This window comes from Xanthobacter versatilis (assembly GCF_043193975.1).
Classification (GTDB): Bacteria; Pseudomonadota; Alphaproteobacteria; order Rhizobiales; family Xanthobacteraceae; genus Xanthobacter; species Xanthobacter autotrophicus_E.
Genome location: NZ_JBAFVB010000010.1, coordinates 126,215 through 142,510 on the forward strand (window position 1 = coordinate 126,215; position 16,296 = coordinate 142,510).

11 protein-coding genes and 1 pseudogene are annotated in these 16,296 nt (G+C 67.3%); 6 read left to right on the forward strand and 6 right to left on the reverse strand.

The window, feature by feature from the left end:
• The first annotated feature begins 61 nt into the window (after positions 1-61).
• The 5 genes and pseudogenes from V5F66_RS18075 to V5F66_RS18095 all read left to right on the forward strand — a co-directional run bounded on the left by V5F66_RS18075 (position 62) and on the right by V5F66_RS18095 (position 5,439).
• Positions 62-313 carry a DUF3302 domain-containing protein gene (locus V5F66_RS18075; RefSeq protein WP_012115390.1) on the forward strand — a complete coding sequence of 84 codons (252 nt, stop codon included), beginning with the start codon at positions 62-64 and terminating at the stop codon, positions 311-313.
• Positions 310-1,251 (forward strand): HlyD family secretion protein, encoded by a 942-nt coding sequence (locus V5F66_RS18080; RefSeq protein ID WP_394001192.1) that lies wholly within the window; start codon positions 310-312, stop codon positions 1,249-1,251. The genes V5F66_RS18075 and V5F66_RS18080 overlap by 4 nt, the downstream gene beginning before the upstream one ends.
• A gap of 198 nt (positions 1,252-1,449) precedes the next feature.
• Positions 1,450-2,295 (forward strand): annotated as a pseudogene (locus tag V5F66_RS18085) (SphA family protein).
• A 212-nt stretch (positions 2,296-2,507) separates the two neighbouring features.
• Positions 2,508-3,518, forward strand: a complete 1,011-nt coding sequence (locus tag V5F66_RS18090) for an HAD family hydrolase (protein ID WP_394053139.1) — start codon at positions 2,508-2,510, stop codon at positions 3,516-3,518.
• Positions 3,519-3,888: 370 nt separating this feature from the next.
• The gene (locus V5F66_RS18095) at positions 3,889-5,439 is read left to right on the forward strand and encodes an arylsulfatase (protein WP_041575752.1); all 1,551 of its coding nucleotides are present in this window, start codon (positions 3,889-3,891) and stop codon (positions 5,437-5,439) included.
• A gap of 137 nt (positions 5,440-5,576) precedes the next feature.
• Here the strand turns inward: V5F66_RS18095 and V5F66_RS18100 are convergent, their stop codons facing one another.
• Positions 5,577-7,922: a tetratricopeptide repeat protein gene (locus V5F66_RS18100; protein ID WP_394094425.1), complete on the reverse strand. Its 2,346-nt coding sequence runs from the start codon at positions 7,920-7,922 to the stop codon at positions 5,577-5,579.
• A 78-nt stretch (positions 7,923-8,000) separates the two neighbouring features.
• On the opposite strand from V5F66_RS18100, the gene V5F66_RS18105 reads away from it, so the two are divergent.
• Positions 8,001-8,234: a DUF1254 domain-containing protein gene (locus tag V5F66_RS18105; protein WP_394094426.1), complete on the forward strand. Its 234-nt coding sequence runs from the start codon at positions 8,001-8,003 to the stop codon at positions 8,232-8,234.
• 156 nt (positions 8,235-8,390) lie between these two features.
• Here V5F66_RS18105 and V5F66_RS18110 read toward each other — a convergent pair whose 3' ends face one another.
• The 5 genes from V5F66_RS18110 to V5F66_RS18130 form a co-directional block, all read right to left on the reverse strand.
• The gene (locus tag V5F66_RS18110) at positions 8,391-9,101 is read right to left on the reverse strand and encodes a L,D-transpeptidase (protein ID WP_012115384.1); all 711 of its coding nucleotides are present in this window, start codon (positions 9,099-9,101) and stop codon (positions 8,391-8,393) included.
• Between the two features lie 327 nt (positions 9,102-9,428).
• Complete coding sequence (locus V5F66_RS18115; RefSeq protein WP_394094427.1) at positions 9,429-10,994, reverse strand: multicopper oxidase family protein; 1,566 nt, start codon at positions 10,992-10,994, stop codon at positions 9,429-9,431.
• Between the two features lie 60 nt (positions 10,995-11,054).
• Complete coding sequence (locus V5F66_RS18120; RefSeq protein ID WP_012115382.1) at positions 11,055-11,429, reverse strand: hypothetical protein; 375 nt, start codon at positions 11,427-11,429, stop codon at positions 11,055-11,057.
• A 12-nt stretch (positions 11,430-11,441) separates the two neighbouring features.
• The gene (locus V5F66_RS18125; protein ID WP_394094428.1) at positions 11,442-14,573 is read right to left on the reverse strand and encodes an efflux RND transporter permease subunit; all 3,132 of its coding nucleotides are present in this window, start codon (positions 14,571-14,573) and stop codon (positions 11,442-11,444) included.
• 9 nt (positions 14,574-14,582) lie between these two features.
• Positions 14,583-16,217 carry an efflux RND transporter periplasmic adaptor subunit gene (locus tag V5F66_RS18130; protein ID WP_394094429.1) on the reverse strand — a complete coding sequence of 545 codons (1,635 nt, stop codon included), beginning with the start codon at positions 16,215-16,217 and terminating at the stop codon, positions 14,583-14,585.
• Between the last annotated feature and the right edge of the window lie 79 nt (positions 16,218-16,296).

Consider the following 16,296-nt stretch of genomic DNA (forward strand, 5'->3'; position numbering starts at 1 on the left):
ACTGCTGACAGAGGTTCAATGCAGGGTCGGTGCCTGTGCATTGATGCAGGGGAGTGGGATCATGGCCTTCATCGATATCTTCGCCATCATCGTCCTCGTCGTCGTCATCGCTTCCGCCGTGGCGCTCTTCGTCATCCTCGGGATGACGCCTGGCGCCATCGCCCGGCGGCGCTCCCACCCCTGGGCGGAGGCGGTTTCGGTCGCCGGCTGGGTGACGCTCCTCTGCGGCTTCGTGCTGTGGCCCATTGCGCTCATCTGGGCCTATGTGGACGTGCCCGCCCGGCCGGAGCGCAAACAGGAGGCGGCGCAATGATCGTCCTGCTGCTGAACCTCTATATCGCGATCCTCGTCACCCTGATCTGGCTGAAGATCATTCCCAACACCCTGCTCTGGAAACTGTCGCCCATCCCCGTGCTGGTGCTGCTGAACGTCGTGCTCTTCATACCCATGGGATGGGGTGCCCCGACAGGCGGCGCCATCATCGGGCGGCACTCCGTTTCCATCGTTCCCGACGTGAGCGGAGAAGTGATCGAGGTCACGGTATCGCCCAACGTGTCCCTCAAGGCCGGCGATGTCCTGTTCCGCATCGATCCCACGCCCTACTCAGCCCAGCTGCGCGCGCTGGAAGCGCAGCTGAAGCTCGCCGAGACCCGCCTTGCCCAGATGACCGAGCTGGCCCGGAAGCAGGCGGCGCCGGAATTCAACGTCGAAGAGCGTCAGAGCGAGGTGGACCGGCTCAGGGCGCAGGTCGATGGTGCCCGGTGGAACCTTGACAAGACGATCGTCCGCGCTCCGGCGGATGGCTATGTCACCAATCTGGCGCTGCGCAAGGGCGCGCGCGTGTCGAACCTGGCGGTGTCTCCGGTGATGGCCTTCATCGATACCACCGAGGCGGTCACCATCATTCAGGTTCCGCAGAACTATGCACGCTATATCGAACCGGGGCAGAAGGTGGAGATCACCTTCAAGCTTCTGCCCGGGCAGGTCTTTACCGGTCGTGTCGAGAGCGTGCTCCAGGCCATCGCACCCGGACAGACCGCGCCGTCCGGTTCCGCCGCCGAGAACCGGGACCTGACGCCCGAGCCGTTCGTTGTACGCGCGACGCTCGACGACCCGACGCTGGAGGACCGCCTGCCGGCCGGCAGCGTGGGCAGCGCGGCGATCTATACCGAACACGTGAAGCTTAGCCACGTGATCCGTCAGGTCATACTGCGTCAACAGGCGATTCTGAACTACATCTGGCCCTATTGAGGGTACCGTCAGGAATGCGTTCGCCTTGCTGCAGGTATCACGAATAGGGAGGAAGCCATGCGGACAAAAGAGCGGTCTGCGCATGCGGCAACCTTCGCCGCGGGCCTCTCCAGCCTCGCGGTCTTGTCTCTCGCGCCCGCCCCCGCCGAGGCCGCCGAGAATGGCATCGGCTTCTACCTGCTCGGCGGCCGCGGTCCCATGGCGGGCTATATCCCGCCCCCCGGCTTCTACGTGCAGGACGACGTCTACTATTACAGCGGCAGCATCGGCGGAAATAAGCAGTTTCCTTCGGGCGGGCAGATTCTCGCCGAGGTGAATGCTCAGATCGTCGCGGACTTCCTGACCGCCACCTGGGTGCTGCCCACGGAGGTCTTCGGCGGCAACCTCGCCGTCGGTTTATTGCTACCGCTCGGCCAGCCCGACGTGTCTGCCGACGTGCTGGTCAATCCGGTAGCGGTCAATCCCGTCTCTCGCCGGGCGACCGACAGCGCCTTCATCTTCGGCGATCCGGTAGCCACCATGTCGCTCGGCTGGCATTCCGGCAATTGGCACTGGAACGTCACTGGCCTTCTCAACATCCCGGTGGGCGACTACCGGGAAGGGGAGATCGCGAACCTCGCCTTCCACCGCGTCGCAGCCGATGTTTCGGGCGCGATCACCTGGCTCGACCCGACCAGCGGCTGGGAGGCCTCGGCTGCGGTTGGCGTCACCTTCAACGGCACCAACCCGGTGACTGAGTACACCACCGGTACCGAGTTTCACGCCGAGTGGGCCGTCACGAAGATGCTGACGAAGCAGTTCTCCCTCGGCCTCGTGGGCTACTTTTACGACTAGATCACCGGCGACAGCGGACCGGGGGCGCGGCTCGGCCCGTTCGAGGGACGCGCGATTGCGCTCGGTGGGACCGTTGCCTGCAATTTTGAGTTCGCTGGCACACCGTTGTCGACTCGCGTGAAAATCTATCGCGAGTTCGACGTGGTGAACCGTCTTGAAGGCACGGCCGGCTACTTCACAGTGGCCTTTCCGGTGACGGGGGCGAAATGAGCCGTTCGATCCGCCAGAGATGTCCGTCACCGACGCCGGTTTCGCGCTCACGAGAACGCGGCACGGTATTTAATTGCCCCCAAATCTCTCCTGACGCGAAGAATTGTTCCGGCACACGGCCGGACATGTTGAAGGCCTCTTCATAAGCCAGGCAGCCTTTCCCCGTGTGCCCCGCGGACCGCCGGGACAAGCCGGAACAGCAGGAGCTAGCGATGCGCGCGATGATACTGCCCCTGACACGCCGCTTCCTGGTCATGGCCTTGCTGGCTCTGGTCGCCGTGCCGCTGGCGCACGCGCAGACCGATCCCCTTCCCTCCTGGAACCAGGGCGCCACGAAGGCCGCGATCGTCGACTTCGTCGCCCGTACCACCCGGGACGGCGGCCCGGACTTCGTTCCGGTCGAGGACCGCATCGCCGTTTTCGACAATGACGGCACCCTGTGGAGCGAGCAGCCGGCCTATTTCCAGGCGGCATTCGCCTTCGACCGCATCCGCGCCCTGGCCAAGGACCATCCCGAATGGAAGGACAAGCAACCCTTCAAGGCCGTGCTAGAGGGCGATATGAAGACCCTGGCGGGCGCCGGTGAGAAAGGGTTGCTGGAAATCGTGGCCGCCACCCATGCCGGGATGAGCGTGTCGGACTTCGGCGCGCTGGTAACCGACTGGATCACCACCGCCCGCCATCCCCGCTTTGACCGCCCCTATACCGACCTCGTCTTCCAGCCCATGCTGGAACTGCTCGCCTATCTTCGGGCGAACGGGTTTCGGACCTTCATCGTCTCCGGCGGCGGCATCGAGTTCATGCGGCCGTGGGCGCCGGGCATCTATGGCATACCGCCCGAGCAGATCGTGGGATCGTCCGGAAAGACCGAATTCCGCCTCGACGGCGACAAGCCTGAAATCGTGAAGCTACCCGCCGTCGAGTTCGTGGACGACGGGTCCGGCAAGCCGGTGGGCATCAATCGCTTCATCGGCCGGCGTCCGGTTTTCGCCGCCGGCAATTCGGACGGCGACCTGCAGATGCTGCAATGGACGACGCTGAACTCAGGACCTCGCTTCGGCCTCATCGTCCATCATACCGACGCCGAGCGGGAATGGGCCTATGACCGCGCCTCCCCGTTCGGGCGGCTCGACAAGGCCCTCGACGAGGCCCCCCGGCGCGGCTGGACCGTGGTCGACATGAAGAGCGACTGGAACGTCATCTACCCCTTCGAGAAGAAATAGAACGAAAGGAACGACAGGGCACCCCGCGGCGCCCTCATGGCGAACACTGCGGCAGAGGTGCTCTGATCGACCGCCAGGGCGACCCGGCCGGCTCCGCCTCAGGCCCGAAATCGTTTCTGCGCCGCACAAACAGGTCAATAAACACAAGCCCTGCCATGAACATCAATATTGTACCTCAGTTCAGATCGCTAAAAACTGTCTTGCTTTTGCATCTTTGCCAAAGGATCCTTTCCCTGCATTGAGGCCGTTGCTTCCCCTTATCGACGGGAACAGCGCGCAGCATGTCATCGCGGCGTCTTCAGCGGTATCTATACGTCGCAAGTTTTCATGGGAGGCGAGGATGTGTATCCGAGGATTACTGGGAGCATTCATGCTCACGGCGACCGCGACGTTGACAGCCGTCACGCCGGCAGCCGCACAGCAGCAGCCGACCTCCAAGCCCAACATTCTCGTCATCTTCGGTGACGATATCGGGCAAACCAATCTGTCGACCTATAGCTTCGGCCTGATGGGCTATCGCACGCCGAACATCGACAGGATCGCCAACGAGGGCCTGAAGTTCACCGACTATTATGCCGAGCAGAGCTGCACGGCGGGCCGTTCGACCTTCATCACCGGCCAGTCGACCCTGCGTACGGGCCTGTCAAAGGTGGGCCTGCCCGGCGCCGATCTCGGCCTTCAGGCCAGCGACGTCACCATGGCCTCCGCGCTGAAGGACCTCGGCTACGCCACCGGCCAGTTCGGCAAGAACCACCTCGGCGACCGCGACGAATTCCTGCCGACCGCGCACGGGTTCGACGAATTCATGGGCAACCTCTACCACCTCAATGCGGAGGAGGAGCCGGAGAATTTCAACTATCCGCAGGATCCCGCCTTCCGCAAGCAGTTCGGCCCGCGCGGCGTCATCAAGAGCTCGGCCGACGGCAAGATCGAGGACACCGGCCCGCTGACGCGCAAGCGCATGGAGACGGTGGACGACGAGACCTCCAAGGCCGCCATCGACTTCATCGACCGACAGGCGGCGGCCAAAAAGCCCTTCTTCGTGTGGATGAACACCACGCGGATGCATTTCCGCACCCATGTCCGCGCTGAAAACCGCAGCAAGCCCGGTCTCACCGCGCTGACCGAATATGCCGACGGCATGATCGAGACCGACAAGGTGATCGGCACGATCCTCGACAAGATCGACCAGCTCAAGCTGGCCGACAACACCATCGTCATCTACACCACCGACAACGGCCCCCACCAGAATTCCTGGCCGGATGCGGGCACCACGCCATTCCGCAGCGAGAAGAACACCAATTGGGAAGGCGCATTCCGCGTTCCGGCCCTGATCCGCTGGCCGGGGCATATCCAGCCGGGTTCGGTCGCCAACGGCATCTTCTCCGGCCTCGACTGGTTCCCCACCCTGCTCGCCGCGGCGGGAGACACGACCATCAAGGAACGGCTCCTCAAGGGCACGACCATTGCCGGCAAGCAGTACAAGAACCATCTCGACGGCTATAACCAGCTCGACTATCTCACCGGAAAGAGCGACAAGAGCGCCCGCAAGGAGTTCATCTACTTCAACGACGACGGCCAGATCGTGGCCATGCGCTACGAGAACTGGAAGCTGGTCTTCTCTGAACAGCGCGCGACAGGCACGCTGCGCGTCTGGGCGGAGCCGTTCACGCAGCTGCGTCTTCCCAAGATGTTCGACCTGCGTTCCGATCCCTATGAGCGGGCCGACCTCACATCCAACACCTATTACGACTGGATGCTCGACCGCGCCTACCTGGTCGTGCCGGCCCAGGCTGGGGTCGCGAAGTTCCTGGGCACCTTCAAGGAGTTTCCGCCAGCGCAGCGCCCGGCGAGCTTCTCGATCGATCAGATCCAGAGCCAGCTCGAAGAGCAGTTCAAGAACGTAGCCGGGGGCCAGTAGGCGCCTGCCAAGGCGGTACGCCGATCGCGCCCCGGCACCTGTTGAGGTGCCGGGGCGTTTTCGTGTCGGCATCACCGATGCATTGGGGCGGCGGGCAGCGCGCGGCGGGCGCTACCCCACCCATACGATGGGTGGCGTCAGCGCAGGCGCGCATTCAGGCGCGCAATCTCGGTGTCATCCGGCCGCAGAAGCGTGAGCTTCGAAACGGCTTCCCGCGCGCGATCGACATCGCCGGCGCGCAGGGCTTCGTTCAGCTGCAAGGACAGCAGGTCGACATCATTGGGGACGCGAGCTAGGGCATCGCGGGTCACTGCGGCGCTGTCCTGCGCGCGCCCGAGGGACTGAAGCGCCACCGCGTAGACATAGGCATACCGGGCGTTGTCCGGCGCCAGCTCATAGGCGCGCTTGAGCTCGTTCAGGGCCTCGCCATAGCGCTTCTGGCGGATGAGCGCGAGCCCCAGCGCATGCCTTGGCGCCGCTGCATCGGGATTGGCCTTGATCGCCCGCTCCAGGACATCCTGCGCCTCGCGCTCGCGGCCCGTCAGGCGGTAGAGATCGGCGAGATTGACCGCGAGCGCCGGCAAGTCCGGCTGAAGCTTCAGGCCGGCACGGTACTGGGCCTCGGCCCCCGCCACGTCGCCACGGCGTAGCAGAAAGCCGCCCAGATTGGAGCGGGCCTCCGGCCGGTCCGCGTTGAGGCGCTGCGCCGCCTCATATTCCCTGAACGCGGTGCTGAGCCGGTCCCGGTCGGCGGCTGAAAGCGACGCCAGCGGCTGGTCCGCAAGCTGGTTCGCCGCCTCGACGCGGACGCCGGCAACCGGATCGATCAGCAGCGGCGCGAGCCGCCGCCAGCGCGTCTCGAGGGGCAGTCCGGCGGCGCTCTCCACGGCAGCGATGCGTACCAGCGGATCGGGATCGGACAGCGCCTTCTGCATCGCAGCGTCGGTCGCGATGGAGGGGAAGCCCCGCAGCTCGTTCACCGCCGTGGCGCGAACGATGGCGGGCGTCGCCGGCGTCGTGGCGAGCCGGATCAGCGCCTCGCGGGCCGCGGGATCGCCGCCGCGCGCGTCGTGGAACGCCGCGGCCCAATCCTGGAAGCCCTTGCGCTCGGGCCCATGCCAGCGCGCGATGGCCTCGGCCGCCCAATTCGCCGACTGGTCCTTGTGGCAGTCGTTGCAGGCGTTCGGCATGCCGAGCTGCGCCGAAACATCGGGGCGGGGAATGCGGAAGGAGTGGTCGTGCCTCTTGTCCACCACCATGTAGGTGCGCGCCGGCATGTGGCAGGAGATGCAATCCGGAGCCTTCGGTCCCGGCGCGTGGCCCGTGTGTGCCTCGGACGCGAACTTTTCCGGCAGGTGGCATTGGGCGCAGACCGCGCTGCCTGGCGCACGCAGGGCGGCCGAATGCGGCTCGTGGCAGTCGCCGCAGGTGACACCCCGGGCATACATCAGGCTCTGCTTGAAGGAATGGTCGTTGAAGACCTCATCCCGCATGGTGCCGTCCGCCTCGAACAGGCCTTCGGACAGGAAGGTCGGCAGGTGGGTCTGCGTCAGGGGCTGGCCGGGGCGCCAGTCCTCCGAAAGGATGCTGCGACGGGCATGGCAGCGGGCGCAAGTCTCCACGACATCGCCTGCAGGCCGTGACACGCCGTGGGCCGGGCTGCCGGTGGCCGGGTCGATGGTCCAGTCCGCCGGCGGGCGAAGGGCGGCAACCGAGGCAAAGCCCTTGTTCGGCGCCTCGCGGTCGCGAGGGCCCTGGGCCCATTCCACATGGCGCCCTGCCGGACCGTGACATGCCTCGCAGCCGACGCTGATCTCGGAGAAGCGCGTGTCGAAGCGGTTCGCAGCCGGATCATAATTCTTGCGCAGCGCCGTCGAGTGACATTCGGCGCACATGAAGTTCCAGTTCTGCTGCAACCCGGTCCAGTGCAGGATGTCCGTGGGTGCGATCATCTGGTCCGGATAAAGATGAAACCAGCGTTGTCCGCCCTCGGCGGCCGGCCGAGTGTCATAGGCGAACGGCAGTGCCTGGCGGCGCCCGTCCGGAAAGGTCACGAGATACTGCTGCAGAGGGTGGACGCCGAACGTATCGGTGATCTCGAACGCGGCAGTCTTGCCGTCGGCGCCCTCGGTCTCGACCATGTAGCGCGATCCGTCGCGGAAGAAGCGCGCCGAACTGCCCTGGTGCGAGACGCGGGCGTCGTCGAAATTGCCGAGCACCGTCTGCGGTTCGGCGCGGGCCATGGCATGGGCATGCTGGGAGGAGAGCCAGGCGCGGGTTTGTGCCCCATGGCAGTCCGCGCAGGCTGCGGAGCCGACGAAGCCCGTTGGCGCCTGGTCTGTCAGCGCGCCGATCCCGCCGGGCCCGAGCGCCTGTCCCGGGCGCTGCGAGGAGAATTCCGCTGCCAGCGCGATCACCCCGGCGGAAAGGATGCCGGCAGCGAGCGCTGAGACGCAGGCGCCAATCAACCGGCGGAAGGACATGGTTCATACCCTCGGGAATCGTCGAACGAGCGCCACTGTACCCGCCTGCTGCGCTACGAACGACAGACGGCCCGCAGCATGAAGCGAGGCAATTTTCAGTTCCCGATGATCGACGGCCTGAGCGACGCGTTTCAGCTTCCCGGCACGCGTACCACCGGGACCGCTGCGCAAACTTACGCAATCACCGGACCCGCGCTGGAAGGGAACCTCCTACCGGTGTGGCCGAATGCAGGTCGCCGACGGCGCTGGTCTCTCCCCCCGCCGCGGCTCACGCGCCGTAGGCAGCGTGTCGCGCCAGCAAGGTCGGCCTAACCAAAATCCGACCTGCCATGGATCATCAAGGCCGGAAAGAGGGACTTCACGACGCCGAAGCCTGCCGAAACCCCTCCACACCGCCCCAATTCTGACACCGCCCCAGATCTTGGCGCCAGCCGCATCAGCGCCAACAGGACCCTTAGCCGGCCGTTGCTATGCCGGCAGCACGACGACCTTGGTTTTGACGGGGGTTCGTGCGTAGAGCTCGATCATGTCCTGGCTGAGAAGGCCAACGCAGCCGCTGGTGACGCCCGAGCCGATCGACTCGGGATCGCTGGTGGCATAGATCGTGTACAGCGTGTACGTGCCGTTCTGGTAGAGATGAAGCGTGCGGGCGCCGAGTGGATTGTCCAGCCCGCCCGGCATGCCGCGGGCGTATTTGGCCGCCTCGGGCTGGCGCTGGATCATCTCCTTGGGCGGCGTCCAGGTTGCCCACTCACTTTTGCGCCCGACATAGGCATCACCGCTCCACAGGAACCCGGCGCGACCGACATTGGCGCCATAGCGGGTGGCGGATCCGCCGTCCTCGATGCGGTAGACGTAATAATTGCCGGGATCGACGATGATCGTACCGGGGGCTTCCTTGGATTCGTAGCTCACGGTGCGGCGAAAATACTTGGGATTGACCTTGCTAAGGTCGACCGCCGGAATTGGGAATTTCTCGGTGGGCACCGGCCCGTAGATCTGCTGTGCCTCAGCGAGGCTGATACCGTCGGACGTCGAGCAACCGGCCAGCCCGAGCGCGCCGAGACCGATGGCGGAGCCGAACAAAAACGACCGGCGATTGAGAGTCCCCGACCGATGCCCAGGCACGGCGACCTCGTCAATTTCGCTACCCGCGGCGTTCTGACCGTCCATGATCATGATTTTTGAGTGTCCCATGTCCTATTGCTCGACGAGAAAATACCCCAACATCCACCCGCTGAACATCTCGCCGGGCCGAACATGCCGTCGCACGGCTCAACTGGCAAGCTCAGGCCTTCGGTGCGCACAACCCGCCATGCACCAAAGCCGGGAACCTCCGCGCGCCTCCGTGACGCGCTGAAGGGGAAGCGGTGACGTTGGGGCATGCCCCTGACCGGCACCGGCGCACCCTCCGTCCCCGGGCCGGGGACGGCCACGGAGCAGGGATCGGCCGCCTCTGATGACCCATGGTGAGTTGGAACCGCCTTTTGCCCTCCGCCTTCGGCATCAGGCCACCTTCACCACGGCCATCATGCCGGTGGCCATATGATAGAGGTGGTGGCAGTGCAGGAACCACTCGCCCTTCTGCCCGGCATCGAAGGCGATGGTCACCGGCGTATGCGGTGGTACCATCACCGTGTCACGCAGCGCCCCGGAAAAGCGGCGCCCGCCGATGCCCACCACCTGGAAGTGATGACCGTGCAGGTGCATGGGATGGCTCATGCCGGTGGGGTTCAGGAATGTCATCTCCACCCGCTCGCCCTGCTGCACGCTGAAGGGCACGTCCTCCCCATGGATGCGCCCATTGAGGGTCCAGCGGTAGCCTGGCTCTTCCCCCAGCATGATGGGGAAGACCTTGTCTGCCTGCCGCACCGAGAGAGGATTCAAGGCGGAAAGCTGCCCCTCGAAAGCGAGGTCGAGAAGGCCCTGCGGCCTGTCGGCCATCTCCCCAACGCGGGCGATGGCAGCGCCCGCCGTCGCGAGCACGAGGCCGGTGCGGCGGGGTGAGGCTTCCACCTGCGCCAGCACCGAAAAGGCGCCGCCGCTCGCGGGGATCTCCACGAGGAGGTCGATGCGCTGGCCCTGGGCGAGCGGAAAGGCATCCGCCGCCAACGGGACGCAAGGCGTACCGTCGACGGCGATGCAGGTCGCCTTCAGGCCGGGCACGGTGATGAAGAAGGCGGTGGCGGTGCCGCCATTGATGATGCGCAGCCGCACCCGGCCGCCCTTCTCCACCTGCACCACATCCGGATCGGCGAGGGTGCGGCGGTTGGCGAGGAAGGCGTCGTAGGCAACATCATTGGCGTGCACCATCATGCCGCCGCCCGGCATGCCGCCACCTGGCATGCCGCCTCCTTGCATGCCGCCTCCCTGCATGCCCCCGCCGTGCATGGCGCCGCCCGGCATAGCGCCCTGCCCTGCCCCCATTGCGCCCATGCCGTGGCCGGAATGGTCCATTCCCGGCATCGCCATGCCCGGCATGCCTTGCATCTGCTGGCCCATGCCGTGGCCACCGTGGCCGCCGTGCGTGTTCGCGCCGCCGAGCTCGGCCAGGATCTCCTCCGGGCTGCGGAAGGAGAAATCGTGCAGCATCACCACCACGTCCTGGACATCGCCCGCATCCGCCTCGCGGGTGACCAGCGGCGCGGCGAGCAATTGCTGCTCGCTCAAGGTGTGGGAGTGCATCCAGTGGGTGCCCGGGGTGAGGCGGAAATCCACCTGATCAATGCCCCCGGGGGCAAGCTCGCCGCCATTGGGGCGGGCGCGGTCCTGGTCCGGCGGGGCAAAGATCTGGCCGTGCCAGTGCATCACCGCCGGGCTCTGCGAGGCGTTGAGCACCGCGCCGGTGAGCCGGTCGCCTTCTTTCGCGAACAGGCCTTCACCGGAAGGGCCCTTCACGGCGAAGACCTTCGCCGCCTTGCCATTCACGTCGAGGGTCAGGCTTTCCACCGTGAGCAGCGGGGCGGCAAGGGCGCGCTGCCAGCCGCCGGAAAGGGCGAGGGCGCCGAGTGCCGCGCCGCCGGCAAGGACGGTGCGGCGCGAGGGAGCGGACTGGAACATGGGTCGGGTCATGGTCGGTCTCTTTGGCTCGTCGCCGGGCAGACAAGGCGAAGCGAAGGGGGCGGTCGGTCTTCAGTATTTGGCCTGCGCGGAGGCGCCGTCGGGCGCGGAAATCTGGACCACGCCCTTCACGCCCTTTGGGATGGCGACCGGTGCCGTCCCGGCAAGCCGGTTGCCGCCGGCGGGCGAGAGGGCAAAGCGCTGGGCCTTGCCGTCCACCACGAGGATGGCGTTGGCCTTGAATCCGTCCGCCGCAACCGGCTTGTCGGCGCCGTCGCTGAGATAGAGGGAGACGGCGGGCGTGCCGTCGGCCAACAGCTCCGCGTGGTAATGGCCGGCATCCACCCGCACCCCGCCGTTCGCCCCCGCGCCGGGCTCATGGGCGAGAGCAGGCAAGGCGAGCAGCGGGAGACTGAGGACGGCCAGCAGAAGACGGCGAAAGATCATGGCAGGCTCCGGTCAGAAGGCGTCCGCGCGGACGGCGGCAGGGGTGGGGGCCGTCTCCCGCGCCGCCGCCACCAGCCGCTCCAGCGGGCGGCGGCCATGGCGCAGGACGAGGACGGGGGTGAGAACGGCGTCGAGCAGCGTGGCGCTGACCAGGCCGCCGAAAATGGTGATGGCGACGGGATGAAGGATTTCCTTGCCCGGCACCTCAGCCCCGCTCATGAGCGGCAGCAAAGCGATGCTGGCGGATGCGGCAGTCATCAGCACCGGCGTCAACCGCTCCAGGCTGCCGCGCATCACCAGCGCGGGGCCGAACGCCATGCCCTCGGCGATGGCGAGATTGATGATGTGGCTGATCTTCAGGATGCCGTTGCGCGCGGCGATGCCGGTGAGCGTCACGAAGCCGATCATGCTCGCCACCGACAGGGGTTGCCCGGCGATCCACAGCGCGCCCACCGCGCCGATGAGCGCCAAGGGCACGCTACCCATGATGATGGCGGCGAACAGCGCCGAGCGGTAGCGGCTGTAGAGGAGCGCGAAGACGAGCAGCGCCGAGACCGCCGACAGGCCGCCGATGGTGCGCATGGACTCTTCCTGCGCGGCGAAGGTGCCTTCAAGGCCCGCGGAGACAGCGGCCGGCAGGGCCGCCGCCGCGATCACCCCGCGCATGTCGGCCACCACCGCCGCCATGTCGCGCCCGCCGGAGGTGTTGGCGAGAACGACGATGCGCCGGCGCCCGCTCTCGCGCAGAATCTGGTTCGGTCCGTCCGTCTCCTTCACCTCGGCCACCTCGGACAGAGGCACCCAGCCGGAGGGCGTCTCGATGAGAAGGTCGGAGAGCCCCTGCGTGGTGCGGGCCGCATCCGGCAGGCGGACCACCACGTCGAAACGCCGCGCGCCGTCCACGAGGCGGGAGACCACGCGGCCGTTGGACAGCCGCTCCAGCGCGTCGGTGACCTGCGCGGGCTGGAGGCCGTAAAGGGCGGCGCGGCCATAGTCCACGCGCACCGTCACTTCCGGCACGCGCACCTGCCGTTCCACCTGCAGGTCCGTGAGGCCGGGAATGCCGGCGAGGCGCGCCCGCAGGTCTTCCGCCGTGGTGCGCAGGGTGTCGAGGTCATCGCCGAACAGCTTGAGGGCGATCTCGGCCCGCACGCCGGAGAGCATGTGGTCGAGCCGGTGGGAGATGGGCTGGCCGACATTGAAGGCGGCCGGCAGCACCGAGAGGCGGTCGCGGATGTCGGCGGTGACCTCCGCCCGGCTGCGCGCTGAGGGGCGCAGATCCACCTCGATCTCGGAGGCATGGACGCCTTCGGCATGCTCGTCCAGCTCGGCCCGGCCAGTGCGGCGTCCCACCGCCTTCACCTCCGGCACCTCTAGGATGAGCTGTTCGGCCACAAGGCCCATGCGATGGCTCTCGGCCAGAGAAAGGCCGGGCCGGAACGACATGGAGATGGTGAGCGAGCCCTCGTTGAAGGGCGGCAGGAAGGCGCGCGGCAAGCCCACGGCCGCCGCCACCGCCGAGACGAAGAGCAGCGCGGCGGCGCCCGTCACCAGCCGCGGATGGCGAAAGGCGGCGGCGAGCAGGCCGGCATATCCGCGCTTAAGGACGCGCACCAGCACGCTCTCGCGTTCCCGATGCCGGCTGAGCGCGGGTAGCAGGTAGAAGGCAAGCACCGGCGTGAGCGTGAGGGAGGTGGCAAGGCTCGCAAGGATCGAGACGATATAGGCCTGCCCCAGCGGCGCGAACAGCCGCCCCTCGATGCCCGGCAGCGCGAACAAGGGCACGAACACCAGCACGATGATGGCGGTGGCATAGACGATGCCGGAGCGCACCTCCCGGCTCGCCGCCACCACCACGTCGAAAACGGGCCGCGGCGCCGCTGCGGCGGCATTCTCGCGCAGGCGGCGGAAGATGTTCTCCACGTCCACCACCGCGTCGTCCACCAGTTCGCCGATGGCGATGGCGAGGCCGCCGAGCGTCATGGTGTTGATGGAGAGGCCGAAGGCGTGGAACACGATGGCCGTGGCGAGGATCGAAACCGGAATGGCGGTGAGCGAGATGAAGGTGGTGCGCCAGTTCAGCAGGAACGCGAACAGCACCACGGCCACCACCGCCATGGCCTCCAGCAGCACCTTTTCCACGTTGCCGATGGAGGCGGAGATGAAGTCCGCCTGCCGGAACACCGGCGGCGAGATGCGGATGCCGTCGGGCAGGGTGCGGTTGAGATCGTTGACCGCGTCCTCCACCGCGCGGGTGAGGGCGATCGTGTCCACCTCCGGCTGCTTCTCCACCGAGACGATCACCGCCGGCCGACCCATATAGCCGGCATCGCCGCGCTTCAGGCGGGCCGCATAATCCACCTGCGCCACCTGGTGCAGGAAGACGGTGCCGCCGCCGGGACGGGGCAGCACCAGGCCCTTCAGGTCGTCGAGGCTGAGAGTGCGGCCGATGTTGCGGATCAGGAACTCGCGCCCGCCATGGTCGGCAAAGCCACCGCCGGAATTGGTGCCGAACTGCGCCACCGCCTGTTCCAGCGCATCGACGGAGATGCCGAGGGCGCGCATGGCGGCCGGGTCCGGCGACACGCGGAACTGCCGCACCTCCCCGCCCATGGGAATGACCTGCGCGATGCCGGGAATGGCGAGCAGGCGCGGGCGGATGATGAAGTCCGCCGCCTCGCGCACCGCCATGGGGGACGCGGTGTCGCTCGTCACCGCGAACATCAGGATCTGCCCCATGATGGAGCTGATGGGCCCCATCTGCGGGGCGACGTTCGCCGGCAGCCGGTCCCGCACCAAGGCGAGGCGCTCGGCGACCTGCTGGCGGTCGCGGAAGATGTCGGTGCCGAAATCGAATTCCACATAGAGGACGGAGAGCCCCACCCCCGACACCGAGCGCAGGCGGATGAGGCCTGGCAGGCCGTTCATGGCCGTCTCCAGCGGGAAGGTGACGAGCTGTTCCACCTCGGCCGGGGCAAGGCCCTCCGCCTCGCTCATTATGGTTACGGTGGGCCGGTTGAGGTCCGGCAGCACATCCACCGGGAGGCGCGTGACCGCATAGGCGCCGGTGAGCACCAGCGCGAGGGACAGCGCCAGCACCAGCAGGCGGTTGTTGAGGGACTGGGTGACGAGGAAGGTGAACATCGGCCGGCCTCAGCGGATCTGGTCGATGAGTTCGGCGCCCTCGGTGACCACGCGGCGATCGGGCGGCAGGCCGGCCGTCACCAGCACGCGGCCGGCATCGAGCGGCTCCGTCTTCACCTCGCGCGCAACGAAGCGTTCAGCGCTGACATGTTCGTAGACGATGGCCTGGCCGTTCGCCCCGCGCACCACCGCCGTGCGGGGGATGGCGATGCCCGTGCGCGGGGCGCCGGCCTCCGCGAGGACCGTGAGAAACTGGCCGGGGCGCAGTCCCTCGACACCTGCGGTGACAGAAAACTGCAGCGCAACGGCTTGGCTGCGCTCGGACATCCCGGCGCCGAGGAAGGCGAGCGTGACCGAGCGGCCATCGGGCAACCGGCCCGAAGCGCCGGACCTGCCGACTTCCGGCGAGAAGCCCAGCGCTTCCACCCACAGCCGCTCGGGATCGATGATGCGGAACACCACCGTGTTCGGGTCCGCCATCTGCCCCGCCACCGCGTCCGACGTGGCGATGACTCCGGCGACGGGCGCGCGCAACGCCTCCGGCTCGCGCTGTACCCGCTCCAGCGTGGCGCGGCGGGTCTGAAGGCCCTTCAGCTCAATCTCCGTCTCCTCCACCTCGCGGCGGGTGACGGCGTTCTGGATGGCGGACAGGCGTTCGTAGCGGCGCTTCACGATGGCGATCTGCTGGTCCAGCTCAAAGCCCTGCTGCTCCAGATCCTTGAGATCCGAGGCTCCGATGGGCGGGTGCACGTAGGCGAGGATGTCGCCCGCCGCCACCTTGGTACCGAGCGGCTTGAAGCCGCCCTGCGGCGGCGCCAGCCGCCCACCCACCGCCGTCTGCACCAGCCCGCTGGCATTGGCGTCCGGCACCACCCGCCCCGGCAGCTCCACCGCGCGGGCATGGCTCGCGGATGCCGTTACGATGGTGCGCACACCGAGGATGCGCTGGCCCGGCTTCGGCACGATCACCGAGCCGTCAGGCAGGCGCTGGGCGGCATCGCGGGTTGAAGGCTTCGGCGCATCCGCGGCCTGCGCCTCCGGCGGCAGGGATGCGGCAAGCCCCAGGCCGGCGGCGAGAACGAGCGCCACCATGCGCCGCCGCAAGGACATCAAGAGCACGGCCGCGAGAAAGCCGATGACCACGCCCGCGAGCAAGCCCAGCTGCGACCCGCCCAGCAGCGCCAGCACCGTCGGGGTGGCACGGGAGTCAGCCAGCGCCGGGGCCGCGGGCACCGTGAGCGTTGTTGCGAGCACGTCCACCGTGCCGCCGGCCGTGACCGTAAAGGCGAGATCGTGCGCGCCCAGCTTCGCGGCGAAGGCAGCGGCGACCGCATAGGTGCCGGGCGCCATCGGCCTTGCGGCCTGCACGCCTTCAGGCGTGTCCATTTCGATGGTGGCGCCGTCCACCGGCGCGTTGTCGGCGAAGCGGTCGAGGTGGATGGCGAGCATGCCGTCGCGCAGCACCGCGACCAGCTCAAAATCGGCGGAGGCGGCCTCGGCGCGGGGGGCGAGCGTCGTCACCGGTGGTGTGGCGGGCGCGCCATGGTCATGGCCCTCGTGGGCGCTCGCGCCCGTCGCCAGCATCAGGCCGGCGAGAAGGGCGCACAGCCCAAGGCATGCTCTCCGCACGAAATGACGCGCCATCCTTCAACCCGTCCGATCCTTGATCCGGTGGTACGGGAGCCAGATAGCGCGCGGGCTGTCACGCCGCGTATCGCTTCTG

Bases quoted from the DNA above. Each gene is read 5' to 3' on its own strand.
- V5F66_RS18075 (WP_012115390.1), top strand. From the start codon at position 62: ATGGCCTTCATCGATATCTTCGCCATCATCGTCCTCGTCGTCGTCATC.
- V5F66_RS18080 (WP_394001192.1), top strand. From the start codon at position 310: ATGATCGTCCTGCTGCTGAACCTCTATATCGCGATCCTCGTCACCCTG.
- V5F66_RS18090 (WP_394053139.1), top strand. From the start codon at position 2,508: ATGCGCGCGATGATACTGCCCCTGACACGCCGCTTCCTGGTCATGGCC.
- V5F66_RS18095 (WP_041575752.1), top strand. From the start codon at position 3,889: ATGCTCACGGCGACCGCGACGTTGACAGCCGTCACGCCGGCAGCCGCA.
- V5F66_RS18100 (WP_394094425.1), bottom strand. From the start codon at position 7,922: ATGTCCTTCCGCCGGTTGATTGGCGCCTGCGTCTCAGCGCTCGCTGCC.
- V5F66_RS18105 (WP_394094426.1), top strand. From the start codon at position 8,001: ATGAAGCGAGGCAATTTTCAGTTCCCGATGATCGACGGCCTGAGCGAC.
- V5F66_RS18110 (WP_012115384.1), bottom strand. From the start codon at position 9,101: ATGATCATGGACGGTCAGAACGCCGCGGGTAGCGAAATTGACGAGGTC.
- V5F66_RS18115 (WP_394094427.1), bottom strand. From the start codon at position 10,994: ATGACCCGACCCATGTTCCAGTCCGCTCCCTCGCGCCGCACCGTCCTT.
- V5F66_RS18120 (WP_012115382.1), bottom strand. From the start codon at position 11,429: ATGATCTTTCGCCGTCTTCTGCTGGCCGTCCTCAGTCTCCCGCTGCTC.
- V5F66_RS18125 (WP_394094428.1), bottom strand. From the start codon at position 14,573: ATGTTCACCTTCCTCGTCACCCAGTCCCTCAACAACCGCCTGCTGGTG.
- V5F66_RS18130 (WP_394094429.1), bottom strand. From the start codon at position 16,217: ATGGCGCGTCATTTCGTGCGGAGAGCATGCCTTGGGCTGTGCGCCCTT.